We start from the raw sequence: 13,962 nt of genomic DNA on the forward strand, positions 1-13,962 counted from the left end.
ATGGGGTTCGCCTCGTTTCTCGCTGAAGCGAAGTATACTCAGATTCGCAGCAGCCTTGGGTTAATATACAACGCTTTAACGCGAAAGTCAATTTACGGCAGTGCTGGTGCGATTTTCCAACCGCACCAGCTGGTTAGATATACGCTATGACGCGACGTAGTATACGCCTACTTCAAAATAAGCATCTTTCGCAGGAGCGAGACGTTATCTGCCTGAAATTGGTAGAAATAGATACCGCTTGCGACGCGTTCACCGACTTCGTTACGACCATTCCAATACGCTGCACGACTCCGCTCTGTGTAATAACCGGCATGCTGATGTCCGAGATTGAGTTGACGGACACGCGTGCCATGCACATTGTAGATACTGATTGTCACCTCACTCGCATTCGCCAAGTGATACGGTATCCATGTCTCTGGGTTGAACGGATTCGGATAGTTCGGAAGTAAGGTCGTCTCTTCAGGTACAAGCAGTGCCAAGAGGCTTTCGAGATAAGCGATCCCTTCTCGGAAGGCAACAGAACCGTCATCTTCAAGTTGTGCCTGGTCTATCCACGCCTGTACCATCGCAGAATCGAGGTTCTCAATATTGTCCATCACAAGCATGGCAGGGGACGCTGCGCCTGTCGACTCACCAAGATGTTGGGCGACGAGGATGAGATCCAAAATGGTAATAGTACCGTCGTTTACGTCTGCTTCAGCGTTCGCAGCTGCAGTTTCACCAAACCGCTGCGCGACCCGAATCAGATCCAGAATGCTGACGCGTCCGTCCTGATTCACATCCCATGCCGGATATTCTCCCACAGTTATAGTGAGGTGAGGCGCGTCCGTAGGTATAACCGTTCCTGTTGCAGAACCAAACTCAAAATCACTGAGTGTCACTTCGGTTTTCCCACTCGCCTTTGCTGCGAATGTTATTGACAATAACGGACCTGATCCTTTAACCCCGTCTTCAGAGATGTGAGCAGCACTGAGTCCGGTAATCTTCCCCAATCTGTTATTGATAGTTCCTTTTTGAAAGAAAGTCGTTCCACCACCGGTCTTCAGGAAGTCGCCTTCGTTGACTTCAACTGCCTCAAGGGTCGTTGGATCGAATGCGACATCAACCTGCCATCCGGCTAAATCGGCGACGTGTTCTGCATTGAGATCAACCGTAAACCTATCGCCAATGAGAACATTTGTTGTGGTTGAAGAGAAGGCAAAATTGCCACCCGGCGGTATCACTGTGTATGCAGTGCCGTCTTCAAATCCGAACAAGCCCGTCCAACGGTTTTCTTCTGTCTCACTGCTCCCCCTCTCAAAAACAGCAACTAACATAAGGTTTGCGCCCTCTCTGAGCATGACAGGGAAGAATTCTGTGTAATACGCGTTTCCTCTTGATGTCGGATAGTTGTGAACCAACGCGCCGTTGAGCCAAACTTTAACAGCGTCGCCACTTCCAACAAGCATATTTACCTTCTGATTTTTCGGAGAACCTATGGTAATCAAACCGTAAGCAACATGACGGGCTGTATCGTCTGTAACTAAGTCTGTAGTTTTCACCACCTCATTTATGTTTCCGCGTGATGGTGAGATTTTGCCGATTGTCCAGACGTTGTTTCCAAGAGAGGCTCCCTCTTTCACGCCGTTTGTTGCGATGTCCAGTTCTGTTACGGTACCCTTACTCATCCGTGCCAGAAAATCTATGCCGGATTTAGCAGCATCTATGCTCCACATGCCGGGCGTTGGCGCGATCATCCATAACCACGGCCCCTCTATTTTCGGGCCCTCTGTTGGGAACCCGGGGTTACCGGCTGTGAATATAGGAATCTTCCCGAATAAGTCTGCTATAGGTGAGAAATCCGATACATTATTGCCTTCAAGACTTAAGTGTTCCAAGTGACTTAACGACGTGAGGGGCGATACGTCTGATATGCGATTATGCTGAAGCGACAGATCTCTCAAATTTGTTAGGTTTACGAGCGGTGAAAGGTCTGATAGGTCTCCCATACTATAAAGTACCAACCTTTTCAAATTTGTTAGATTTGCGAGTGGTGAAAGGTCTGATACCACCCCTGAGTTGTGGCCCATGTCAAGCCATCTCAAGTTTGTGAGGGCACTCAGCGGGGATATATCATCTATAGCGAGCTCCCAAATTGAAATGCCTTCGAGATGGGCGAGTTCTGCAAGCGGTGAAAAATCGGATATCATCTTTCCGCTTATCCAAATTTCTTTCAGTGTCTTTAATCTGCCTATGGATCGGGCTAAATCGGATAAATCGGTTATGAGTTCGCTGCGGAGTTTCAATTGTTCGAGATTTGTCGCCGCCTCCAGTCCTGCGAAATCACGGATGTCATAGTCTCGTGCGCTAAGCGTCCTTAACGTTGCCATCTCCTCGGCTGTAATTACGGCATTCGGACTCTTGCCAAGTGCTTTCGCAACTGCGGCGCGCAAGTTTGGATCGGAAATATAAACAGATGCGCCGGGGATGATGTCGGTTTGCGGCGTAACTGGCGTAACGACATTGCTATCAGGAAAACTCAGCGCAGCAACAACGTCACTAAAGTTCGATGTCCATGTATCCCGCTTCACCGTACCGGTCTCCAAGACCAGCAACCCTAAACTTTGTAAACTCGCATTCTCACGGATCTTCTGAAGAAATGTCTCCGTTTCTAAACCCACACCTGCCGCAGCGTGTGCAGCATCAAGCGGTGCCTGAAATGCCTCGTAGAATCGCTGCGCGGGTTCAATGCCGCCAAATATATCGCCTGCCGCCTCAAGTGCCTGACGATACCGTTGGGTATCCTCGGATACAAGGCTGTTCATGACAGATTTCGGCACGTAGAGCCGTAAGGCTTGGGCTTTGTTATAGGGTGGGTTGGCGTTCTGCTGAATAACAGGACGTATCTGGTCTTCAAAGGTTTTCATGCCTTCGGTGTGGCAGCCGATGCACGACAGTCCATTCCGAACGGTCGGATCGCTCGCAGCCGGATTGGAAACAATACTGATCGGTGCGGCATCCAGTCGGTTCCCACCCCCGTCTGTGAGATAGTATGCTTGTAAACCGTTGGGTAAGTTGAAGACAACCTCGCCACCATCATAAGTAAAAGATAGCGGATGTGTGAAGATATGCTGCGTTCCGGCACTTCCCGCAAAGTCGTAACTTTTCCAATACGCACCATACCGAGATGTGTGACGTTCCACAACCCGATTATGATTTGAGACCCCCGAATTGTTGAAACCTGCGTGCCAGACGCGTTTTCCCGCAGCGTTCTGGAGATTTTCGACGACATTCACCTCAAGCCGCGTTTCCAGCTCCTGAACGGTCGAAGGCAGCCCCAGAATGTCGTGATAGAGGGGTGGCAGTGAAGCAGACGCAAGGAACCAATCGACATGAACAAATGGCACGTCGCAGTTCATTTTTTGACGTAAAGCCGTCAATTTTTCACGGAGTGTCGTCTCCGTGGGCGCGTTGAACTCAATACTATACGGATACTCCGCTTCAATCAATGTCCATCGGTTGGCTCCGATCTCCCATTCGTAGTCTCGTAGGTCGATGTAGAAGATTGTCTCTTCTCGGTCAATGGGTTGTGGTCTGATAACCTCACGTCCCCAAGAAAGGCTGTTCACAAGTTTCGAGAGTGCGCGTTGATAGGCATGCAGTGCCTCGGTCGTTTCACCCGCGTTATAAAGATGCGTCATTGTAAAGTAGCGTGCGAAGGTTCGGTCAAACGGTGCGAGTGTGTTGACGTGTCTCTCAATGGTATTCAGCATCTTTTGCGGTGTAATGAAGGGTCCGCCTGCTTCGGTGGTGCTTCCCCAATCCGGCGCGCCTGCCAGAATCCAACGACGAATGGTATCGGTTGCAGCGGGTGTAAGCGGGGGTTGTCCAAGCGGCATTCGTTTTTCGGGTCGATTTTCAATGAGACGTTTATAGAGTTCGGAGACGTTCGGTCTTCTCGGAACAACTGCCCCGGTTTCAATGAGTGTGGTATGCTCAATAATGAGACTCTCGGTGAAGGCACCGTGTTCTCCGTGGCAATTAAGACAGTTCTGTTCAAAAATAGCAGACACTTGTTGGGCGAGGTTTTCTTGTGCATAAGCACTTCCGAGTCCAAAGGCGATGAGCGTTAGTGTGATTAGAAGAAAAGTTCTTGCTGTTTTCATGGTGTGCGTCCTCCAGTTTGTGGATAGTATTTTTTGTTTTCCAAAGGTTGCGTGCTACCCCACTCACTGGCGAGGTTTCCTTGAGGAAACACCCAAGCAAAAACACCTCGCCAATTGCGGATTTTGCTATAACTTCGTATTAAGACACAATTTTGGGGTAGAAAACGTGCATAAAATGAAAAAAAATGGATTTTTTTTCAAAATGTTCTGTGGTGAACATGTTTTAGGCGGTTGCCCGCGGCACACGTTTCTGAATGATATGGGGAAGGCATTACGCCTGTTAAGTGGGTTGGAAATTGATCGTGGGGTTGATTAGAAATACGTGGGTTTTGACAATGGGACTGTGGCGGACGGCAACCCCCCCTACAGTTTCTTCCGCAAAGGATGGCACAGATTACACGGATTTTGGAGAGGTGGGAATCAGAGTTTTCTCCTACTGTCGATTCTACAAAGAGATTTTCAGTCGCACGGCTAAGCCTCTAAGAAGTTCTGGTTGCATTTTATACTGCATTCCCTGATTTCAGAACTGGATGCGGTACTACTCCCGCCACTGCCTTAAAATTCCCTGCAGCTCATCCGCAAGGGGCCGAATGTCACTCTCTCTTTGACCTGCCTCTAAGCGTGCAACGATCCGGCAGATCTCCGATGCCTCTCTACGTAAACTTTCGGAGAGGCTCTGAAATTTGTTTTTGGCAATCTCTGAAGGCGAATCGGATGCTGAACTGTATATCGCATCCAATTGGTTCATTAGGTTAGACAAACCTGACCGCGTGTTTCCGAGTCGTCCGATCTCTGCATCTGGGATGTACTTTAACCGATCCCACACCCAACTTTCGGGGGCTCCACTACTGGGGAGAAAGAGTATGGACACAGTACTTTTTGCAGCGTCTTGTATTTTAAACGCGATTTCACCATTTCTCTGGTCCCCATCAAGAACGAAAACAGTATTTTGAATCTGACCGAATTTTCTTAACGTCTCAGCGGGCATTGGAAACTGACTTGCCCCAGTATCTCGTCCAATGCGGATTGCTTCCCTATTCATTCCTTCTTTTGCGAGTAAAAAGTCAAATATACCTTCTAAGATACCTTCAGCGATGTCGTCTTCACAGAGCAGTTTGAGCATCTCGCTGGAACGTCCGTAGAGTGCATTCTGAATTAAGTCCCGATATGCTGGGCGCACAACAACCTCGACTGACGCGTCGTCTCGGTCAAGAAAAATCCTGCCGTTGAGAGGGACTGAATCAAGAACAACTGGACTGTGAGATGTTACAATAATCTGGAGATCGTTGCGGAGTGCAAGTTGTTGTAGATGCAACATAAGTAGTTGTTGCACCCAAGGATGCAGTCCGGCTTCTACTTCGTCAATCAAAACGAGTGCCCCATCGAGTTGCGTAATCTCTTTCGACAACCGCAGGATCGCACGTTCCCCAGCCGCCATGTGTAGTTCTGAATAAGCCGCACCGCCTTCTTGGGCAGCAAAAAGCAAGTTTTTGTTGCCACTGACCAGACTCACCACCTCCGAATATCTGAAAGGAAGCATCTGATGGGCAAATTCAATCTGTGATGCAGTTAGAGGTGTTTCTTCCGGCGGTTCGGATTTCAGACGCGACATGCTGAGAACACCGCGTACCTCAGATGGATTCCTCAGATTGCTCAGAGTTCTGAGATAGACCTGTCGCTCCGGTTGACTGGCGTTTTGACGACCGAAGAAACTCCGATTCCAACCCTTGGTACGTCGCCATCGCATGGAGGTCTCGCCTTCAGGAGTCTGGTAATAGAACTCCATCGTGACCGTTTGCTGCATATCTTGATGTCTGCCAAGTTTAGGGCGATAATCGGGAAAGAGTGTGGATGGAACGAATTCCCTAACCCCCGCACCCGGCACCTTATAAGCGCATGCTGTGGCAAAAAGTACCGTTGACTTACCAGTCGTATTTCCACCAGCAATTACACTTACCGGGTAATCAAATGGAACTCTTAAGTTATTGAATCCACGGATACCATCCAAGCGGATTGCCGACAAAAAATGCGGTAGATGCGGTTTCTTGCCTTGCAAATTTCTCCCGAGTTCTTCTAAGCGTCTCTCAAGCACGAATTACAACCTCCCTATCTCCTTGCTGTCGCGGTGTACCGATCAAATTAAAGTTTCTATGATGTGACTCCAGCTGCAACTCTGGTTGTCTATAGGTTACAAGATCAATTGTAATTCCTCAGCAGTAAAGTAACCGCCATTTTTGGCGGGTGGAGTGCCCTACTCAAAACGGTTATAAATATCGTTATCTGGGTTAAGACCGTTAGGCCAGGCTTTGTCGGAGAAAGGGAGATTGACGACAGCGAATCCGAATAATTTTCGCTACCAATCCTCATCGAAGAACGGCGTACTCGGATAACTATAGACGTTACCTTCATAGTTTTGGAGTTGGATTTCATCGTCATCGAAAGTGACAACAGGGTCTGGCATCAGTGCGATTTTTCCGCCACCACCGGGAGCGTCAATCACGTAATGCGGTACACCGAGTCCCGAAATATGGCCACGCAACGCCGAAACAATGTCTAAACCGGTTTGGACGGCTGTTCGGAAGTGATCGGTTCCGACGACAAGATCGGCTTGATAGATATAGTAAGGTTTAACTCGGATACGCAACAGTCCTTTCATGAGTTCGACCATCACGGCGGGATCGTCGTTCACGCCTTTGAGGAGGACTGCTTGGTTACCGAGCGGTATACCGGCATCGGCTAACATACCACACGCCTTTTCCGTCTCAGGTGTAATCTCGCGTGGGTGATTGAAGTGCGTGTTAATGTAAAAAGGGTGGGACTGTTTCAAAATCGCACACAACTCAGGCGTAATCCGCTGGGGTAAAGTCACGGGGACGCGTGAGCCAATCCGAATGATTTCCAAGTGTTCAATTGCCCGCAAGCCGCCGACGATATAGTCGATTTTCTTGTCCGTCAACATGAGCGGATCGCCACCGGAGATGATGACATCACGGATCTCTGGGTGTGCCTGAATATAAGCAAGTCCTCTCTCAACGTTATCTTCAGAGATTGAGTACGGGTCGCCGACTTTCCGTTTACGGGTACAGAAACGGCAGTAAATCGGACACATGTAGTTCACATAAAAAAGTGCCCGGTCGGGGTAGCGATGAGTGACGTTCGGAACTTCGCTGTCGTCTTCTTCGTGGAGTGGGTCCTCTACGCCTGTGCTAATCAGTTCCTTTGGATCAGGCACAACCTGTTTCCAGATAGGGTCGCCCGGCTCTTCTATAAGACTGAGATAGTACGGATTAATACGGATCGGAAATTCTTTGTGAATCCGCCGCATCTCCTCTATGTCAACGTCGAATACGGCGGCGAGTTTTTCGGGGGTGTTAACTGTATCTCTAACGAGACGTTTCCATTCTTCCATTTTTATTCATGTCCGTCCTTTCTAAATTTGCGTTAACTGATTGCTGATGGATGACACCTATGCTATTCTTCTTGATAGTTCTCAATTGACACGCTCTCCATAACATCGCCTTCGCGGAGTACGTCTACGACATCCATGCCCTCAATAACCTTCCCAAATGTAGTGTAACTGCCGTTTAGGTGCGCGTAGCGGGTCGGGTCTGAACTGAGACAGATATAAAACTGACTTCCGGCTGAATCGGGATTCTGCGTCCGGGCCATCGCGACGACCCCTTTTTCATGGAGTGGCATCTTCTCGCGAAGATCGGAGTCTTGGAATTCGCCACGGATGCTCCATCCGGGGCCGCCTCTGCCTGTCCCTTGTGGATCGCCGCCTTGTATCACGAAACCTGGCACAAACCGGTGAAAGACCACACCGTTGTAGAAACCGGATTCGATGAGTTTCGCAAAATTTGCGACCGTGGCGGGCGCGGCTTCTGGGTAAAGTTGAATAATAATGTTGCCTTTTTCGGTTTCAATCGTTACATAGGGTAATTGTTCACCGTTACATGAGATGACTGTCGCTAAGAACGCACTGAATAAGCTAAATCGCATAATCTGAGTGTGAAAATTTGGGGGTTTCCACAAAATCCTTTTCTTTTTTTATTACGCTAATTGACACTCTTCGGGAGGTTGTCAGCGTAAATGTTATTTGGGTTTAATAAAAAATCTCCAACAGTTTCCACGGATGAGAACGTCAGGGTTACTCTCGGAGAAATAAAAGATTCGTATACATTATATCTTCATTTGCACGCCGTGTCAAACAAAATTTTAAAACGCTTGGAAAGGAAGAGATCGACTTGCCCTTTGTGCGTTGGACATGGTATTCTATATAATATAGGTGGTGATTGCAAGTGCGGAGCATGTTGATAGAAAATCAAAAGACGCGTGATCTCGTCGCGATTTTGAAATTACTGTCGCCTGGAACGTCTCTGAGAGAAGGCATTGATTATATTATCCAAGGCGAAATGGGCGGACTTATTGTCGTTGGCGATACGCCGGAAATCTTAGATTTAACGGAGGGCGGTTTCCGAATTAATTGCCAATACACACCGACGCGCCTGTTTGAATTGTCAAAGATGGATGGTGCCATTATTCTCTCTGAAGATACACAAAGGATAGTGCGTGCCAATGTGACGCTAAGAATCAATCCTGCTATAGCTTCTCGCGAAACCGGGCTCCGTCACCGCTCAGCCGATAAATTTGCGAAGCAGACGGATCATATCGTCTTGGCTGTGTCGCAGGCAAGGAGCACGCTTACCTTATATCTCAAGGAGCAACGCTATATTTTCCGAGAGCGTCCGATACTGCTTTCGGGTGCGAACCAGACGATGCTGGCACTCACACAGTACGTCAAAGCCAGGCAGGATGCTGTCGCTGTTCTGAATTGGGCGGAATTAAGCGGGAGTGTTACATTGGCAAATGTCGTCACGGCGATTCAATTGTCTGAACGCGTCCGGCGCGCCGATCAGGAACTCAATCGCTACAGAATTGAGTTAGGCACTGAAGCAGAATCCTTGCAATACACGCCGGAACTCACATCTGAAATTGAGAGAGGGCTTCTGATTATAAAGGACTATTATCATGAGAGCCTGCGTGACGGATCTCAAGCCTTCGAGAAAATTCTAAGATTTGATGCGAATAGCCTCGCCAGTCGAAGCAATATCAGTGAGGCTTTAGGCTATCCGCGCGACATTCATAACACGTTCGATATGCTCGAACCACGCGGCTATCGTATGCTGAGCCAAGTGCCTCGAATCCCGTTCGGTGTTATTGAAAACATCGTTCGCCAGTTCAAGAATTTGAATAACATTTACACCGCCGCTATTGATGAACTCCAAGCGGTTGACGGTGTTGGTGAAACGAGGGCATCAACCATTAAGGATGCCCTCGCGCAGATGAAAACCACTACTGTCCAACCGCATGCCCTTGCGGCACCTACGTTTGAATGGTGAAGAGAGTTAATCTCAAAAGATGCGTTTATCAAAACGATGCTATGTGGACAAAAACTAACAATTAAACCCATTTAGGACTTACGCACTCCCCTGGTAGGTGCGGTTTCCAACCGCACCGAACCCTGATAGAAAGTGCCTGCACCATTGGTAGGTGCGGTTTCCAACCGCACCGAGCCCTGATAGAAAGTGCCTGCACCATATCAAAATAGGCGTTCTGACCCCAATTTTGCGTAAGTCCTACTATTGAATAAAAACATTTAAAAGGAGTCCCAAAATGAAACAATTCATCGCTTTATCGCCGAGGGGGAACTCGGTATTGCGCAGAAATTTGCTCATCGGCTTGCTCCTCGTTTCGTTCGGTTTAGCAGGATGTGGTGGAAAACTTGGGGAAATTGAACCCGCAGCAGTTGATACAGCAATAGCGGACGCAGCGGCAGCCGTTGCTGCAGCACGAGAGGCCGACGCGCCATCGCTTGCAGCTGATGCCTTTGCAATCGCCGTGTCTAATCTTGAAGCCGCGAAAACAGCACTCGCCGAGAAAAAGGGCGACGAAGCACTCCGTCTCGCATACCAAGCGATTAGTGACGCGAGAATCGCACGGAGGGATGCGCTTAACATTGCCAAAAATGCTGAACTCAATGCAGCGTTACTTCAAAAAGCGACAGGCGCAGACGAACTCCGACAGACACTCAGTGCGAAAGAAAAAAAACTCGCCGAACTCCGAACAGAGGTTCAGGACCTGCAGCGCAAGCAGGAGAAGCGAAACCAGACGCTTAGCGAACTTGAAGAAAAGAATCGTGAATTAAGAGATAAACGGGCAACCTATAGCGCACAAGTCGCCGAGCTCTCCAAAACGTTAGAGGCTATTCAGAAACGCGCCACGCGCGCAGAGACTGAACTCCGTAACTACGGCAGAGATGTCTTGAACCTTCGTCAGAAACTCGAAGTCGCTGAAAGGATGGCTAAAGAGGAAGGGCATCAGAAGCGAGCCGTTGTCGCTGAGATAAATTCACTGAGAAGGGAATTCCGCGAGCAGGCTGCGATCTATACGGAGAAACTCGCAGAGGCAAGTCAGGTGCAGACTGACAAACAGCACGAAGAATATCTAAAACAGAAAGCACAAGAGGCGCGCGCCTACGTTGATAGCCAACCTGTCCTTCATCCGCCCAAAACAGGACAGACATCTCTCTCCACAGCACAGATTGCCGCCGGGAAGGCTGCACTTCGCAATTGGGAAAATACTTGGTATAGCAGAAACTTGGACGCGCATCTATCGTACTATACACCTGGTGTTGTTACCGACAAAGTGGTCATTCACGAGAGTCAAGAACATCGAAACAAAATCGACTTGCAGCAACTCCAATCTGACCTTCGTGAGATGAACACCTATGGGTGGAGCAAAGTCAAAATGGACACTCAGGTTGAAGGCGAGAGCATTATCGGTATCAATCGACTGACCCGATTGGTCACACCCGCAGCAGACGAAAACGCTGCTGCCCTCTACAATATCTGGATTCGCGAAGTCTGGATGCATGAGGTTGGGAACGCTTGGAAAATCCATCACGAAGTCTGGCAAATCTATGAGAACGTGCCAAACTTCTAAGCACGTCTCCCAATTAAACACGGAGGGTCAATTGTGAAAGACGTACAGAACCAGCAAAACCAGGCGAAGAAACCTAATATACCGCGAAGCCTAATATGGGGTGGGAGTATTAGCGGCATTGTTATCGCTTTCGTTGTGCTCTTAGTGGTATTGATGAGTTCCAGTGAAACCCCTACTGCCTTTTTGGCAAAATGGAAGAACGCACTTGAGTCCGGCAGTGTTAAAAAGTATGACGCGCTCTGGGTGAAGAATTCACGCCAACGTCCTGATACCGGCTATCAGGAGACAGTCGGCCTTCTCAGGGGCGGCGCGCGGCTGGAGGTTAACCTTGGCGGTGCCACACAAACGTTCCGAGTGCCGCGATATCCCAACCGCTACCGAATTGAGGGAATTCCAGTAACAGCGCACCTTTCAGGAGAACCCCAGCAGCAGTTGCGAAATCTTTTTATCGAAAAACAGGGATTTGTTCAACAGCGCTGGAAAATTATTCAAGACGAGATCGTTGGAAGTGACTTCGTCGCGACACTTCCAGACACGGATCCACCGCAGCAGAATGGAGCACAGCCTAAAAGTCCTGTCTTACCAGTCGTCCTGAGTTGGAAAAGTGCTTTGGAATCTCAAGATGTGAGGACCTATACCGATCTATGGGACAAGTCTGCTCGCAAAACAAGGGCATCGAGTTTTCGGCGTGCCACTGAACTTCTGTCGCAGACCCATGTTGTTAATCTCGCAGAAGCGACCTATACGCCTGTCCCGCGTCAGAAAGACCGGCATGTCGTTGACAACATCAGCGTAACTTTACAGGGCGGTGAGAGTATCATTGAGACGCATGTCCGTACACTTACTATTCAGAAAAAAGGGTTTTTCAGACGTAAATGGAGAATCATTAACGATCAGATCGGTCAGATGTCCGACGCTATTGCACTCGCGCCAAACGTGCCGTCGCCCGGGGCGGATACTGTCTCCGGTGAAGCATCTGGGAACCCCTTTGATGGGAACGCACCTATTGATACGCAGCTCAAGGTGCGGCAGGTTTTGGGGAAGTGGCAGAAGGCTTGGGAAGAGAAGGACCTTAACACCTATATGTCCATCTATTCAGAGAGGTCCCGGATTACGCGTGTCACTGTCCGCGGTGGAAAAGAAACCTCCGTCCACCTCTCAAAGGGACAGCTCCGAGAGAAGATGAAGCGGTTGAACAGCATATATGCTGAAATCCAGGTCTCTATCTCTAATTTACAAGTTAACGGAGACCGGGCAGTAGCGGATGTCCAGTTCTTGCAAAAGTTCACCGGTACCCGTGCAAGTGGCAGCCGACCGGCTTACTCCGATTACGGCACGAAAAAATTGAATCTCATGGTAGATCCGACGGATGGACACTGGCGCATCTACTCAGAGACCTGGAGCCGGTATGAGGATGTTCCAGATTTTCCGAAGATGTAGCGGGATAGCGGTCAGCAGTTAGCCGTTGGCAGTCAGTTAAGAGGTGTCTGGTTTATCCCAACCCTCTTCAACTGACAACTATTCCTCTGACAACCAACAACCCATAACCCATAACCCTGAAAAATGCCCACTGAGTACCGAACCAAGCGAAAAATTGAGTTCGCTGACACCGATATGGCAGGGATTGTCCATTTTACACGATTTTTCGTCTTCATGGAGTCCGCTGAACACGAGTTCCTACGCAGCTTAGGGACAAGTGTCGCAACCGAATGGAATGGAGACAAAATCGGATGGCCTCGACTCGCCGCTTCGTGTGAGTATCTAAGTCCACTCCGGTTTGAAGATGAGGTTGACATCCGCCTCCGGATCTCCAAAAAAGGGACGAAATCGCTCACCTATCAATTTCACTTTACACATCAAGGAAAAGACATCGCACGTGGGGAGATTACCACTGTCTGTTGTGTAACGAACCCTGGTGAAAAACTACGGGCAATCCCTATCCCCGATTTCATTGCCAATCAGATTTTCTGTTCATGAAAAAATAATAGAACTTACGCATGCTGCTCTTTTGTAGCACAAACTTCCCAGTTTGTGGCACGAGAACACTGTGTTTTCCGAAAATTCTCATTAAACAGAACGGGCTGCAGTCAAAATTGCGTAAGTCCTGAATAAAAAACATGAAACAATCGCGTCCTACTACTCCGTTGCTTAAAGTTTCCAATGTCTCCAAAGACTTCGGATCCGTTCAAGTCTTGCGAAATATTTCATTTACGCTCACTGACGGGACTTCGGTGGCGATTACCGGCCCATCTGGCTCTGGCAAAAGCACACTGCTACACATTGTCGGAACGTTAGAGGCACCGAGTAGCGGACGGCTTGAGATTAACAACACGGACCCGTTTCGGCTTTCTGAACCCGAACTCGCCCGCTATCGGAACGCTGTCATCGGATTTGTATTTCAGGATCATCATCTGCTCCCGCAGTATTCCGTGCTTGAGAACGTCCTTATTCCGACACTCGTCTCCAAGCGGGCACCTGACCCAACACAACGCGCACACGAACTCCTCAGACGGATAGGCCTCGCGCACCGCGTGTCGCATCGACCCGCTGAACTTTCCGGGGGTGAACGACAACGCGTCGCTATTGCCCGTGCTCTCATTAATCAACCCGATATCCTCCTCTGCGATGAACCGACGGGAAACCTCGATACAACAACTTCCGATACCATCGCCGACTTGCTCTTTGAGCTCCACCGTGTAGAGCAGAAGATATTGATTGTTGTCACCCACAACCTTGAATTCGCGTCCCGTTTTCAGCAGCACCTGCAACTTGTCGATGGCATTTGCAGCGTCACGCAAAGTGCCTAACCCAA

General features: G+C 49.0%; 9 protein-coding genes. 5 read left to right on the forward strand and 4 right to left on the reverse strand.

Annotated elements, in window-relative coordinates; genetic code table 11:
• Nucleotides 1-167: 167 nt before the first annotated feature.
• From OXN25_00700 to OXN25_00715, 4 genes are all read right to left on the reverse strand, one after another.
• Nucleotides 168-4,145, reverse strand: coding sequence for a leucine-rich repeat domain-containing protein (locus tag OXN25_00700; protein MDE0423364.1), 3,978 nt, complete (start codon nt 4,143-4,145; stop codon nt 168-170).
• A gap of 538 nt (nt 4,146-4,683) precedes the next feature.
• Nucleotides 4,684-6,237, reverse strand: a complete 1,554-nt coding sequence (locus OXN25_00705) for an AAA family ATPase (GenBank protein MDE0423365.1) — start codon at nt 6,235-6,237, stop codon at nt 4,684-4,686.
• A 261-nt stretch (nt 6,238-6,498) separates the two neighbouring features.
• Entirely contained in the window at nt 6,499-7,554 is a 1,056-nt protein-coding gene (locus OXN25_00710) for a KamA family radical SAM protein (protein MDE0423366.1), read from the reverse strand.
• 62 nt (nt 7,555-7,616) lie between these two features.
• Nucleotides 7,617-8,147 carry a peptidylprolyl isomerase gene (locus tag OXN25_00715; protein ID MDE0423367.1) on the reverse strand — a complete coding sequence of 177 codons (531 nt, stop codon included), beginning with the start codon at nt 8,145-8,147 and terminating at the stop codon, nt 7,617-7,619.
• A 308-nt stretch (nt 8,148-8,455) separates the two neighbouring features.
• Here OXN25_00715 and disA point away from each other — a divergent pair, with 308 nt between their 5' ends.
• The 5 genes from disA (at nt 8,456) to OXN25_00740 (ending at nt 13,957) form a co-directional block, all read left to right on the forward strand.
• Nucleotides 8,456-9,547, forward strand: coding sequence for a DNA integrity scanning diadenylate cyclase DisA (gene disA / locus OXN25_00720; GenBank protein MDE0423368.1), 1,092 nt, complete (start codon nt 8,456-8,458; stop codon nt 9,545-9,547).
• A 274-nt stretch (nt 9,548-9,821) separates the two neighbouring features.
• Complete coding sequence (locus OXN25_00725) at nt 9,822-11,150, forward strand: hypothetical protein (protein MDE0423369.1); 1,329 nt, start codon at nt 9,822-9,824, stop codon at nt 11,148-11,150.
• Between the two features lie 33 nt (nt 11,151-11,183).
• Nucleotides 11,184-12,590, forward strand: a complete 1,407-nt coding sequence (locus tag OXN25_00730) for a hypothetical protein (protein MDE0423370.1) — start codon at nt 11,184-11,186, stop codon at nt 12,588-12,590.
• 123 nt (nt 12,591-12,713) lie between these two features.
• Nucleotides 12,714-13,127 (forward strand): thioesterase family protein, encoded by a 414-nt coding sequence (locus OXN25_00735; protein MDE0423371.1) that lies wholly within the window; start codon nt 12,714-12,716, stop codon nt 13,125-13,127.
• Between the two features lie 140 nt (nt 13,128-13,267).
• Nucleotides 13,268-13,957 carry an ABC transporter ATP-binding protein gene (locus OXN25_00740; GenBank protein MDE0423372.1) on the forward strand — a complete coding sequence of 230 codons (690 nt, stop codon included), beginning with the start codon at nt 13,268-13,270 and terminating at the stop codon, nt 13,955-13,957.
• Nucleotides 13,958-13,962 lie beyond the last annotated feature (5 nt).

Source organism: Candidatus Poribacteria bacterium (assembly GCA_028820845.1).
Lineage (GTDB): Bacteria > Poribacteria > WGA-4E > WGA-4E > WGA-3G > WGA-3G.

What these genes read in the sequence shown, in the direction of transcription:
- OXN25_00700 (MDE0423364.1), bottom strand. Translation starts at nt 4,145, where the DNA reads ATGAAAACAGCAAGAACTTTTCTTCTAATCACACTAACGCTCATCGCC.
- OXN25_00710 (MDE0423366.1), bottom strand. Translation starts at nt 7,554, where the DNA reads ATGGAAGAATGGAAACGTCTCGTTAGAGATACAGTTAACACCCCCGAA.
- OXN25_00715 (MDE0423367.1), bottom strand. Translation starts at nt 8,147, where the DNA reads ATGCGATTTAGCTTATTCAGTGCGTTCTTAGCGACAGTCATCTCATGT.
- disA (MDE0423368.1), top strand. Translation starts at nt 8,456, where the DNA reads ATGTTGATAGAAAATCAAAAGACGCGTGATCTCGTCGCGATTTTGAAA.
- OXN25_00725 (MDE0423369.1), top strand. Translation starts at nt 9,822, where the DNA reads ATGAAACAATTCATCGCTTTATCGCCGAGGGGGAACTCGGTATTGCGC.
- OXN25_00735 (MDE0423371.1), top strand. Translation starts at nt 12,714, where the DNA reads ATGCCCACTGAGTACCGAACCAAGCGAAAAATTGAGTTCGCTGACACC.
- OXN25_00740 (MDE0423372.1), top strand. Translation starts at nt 13,268, where the DNA reads ATGAAACAATCGCGTCCTACTACTCCGTTGCTTAAAGTTTCCAATGTC.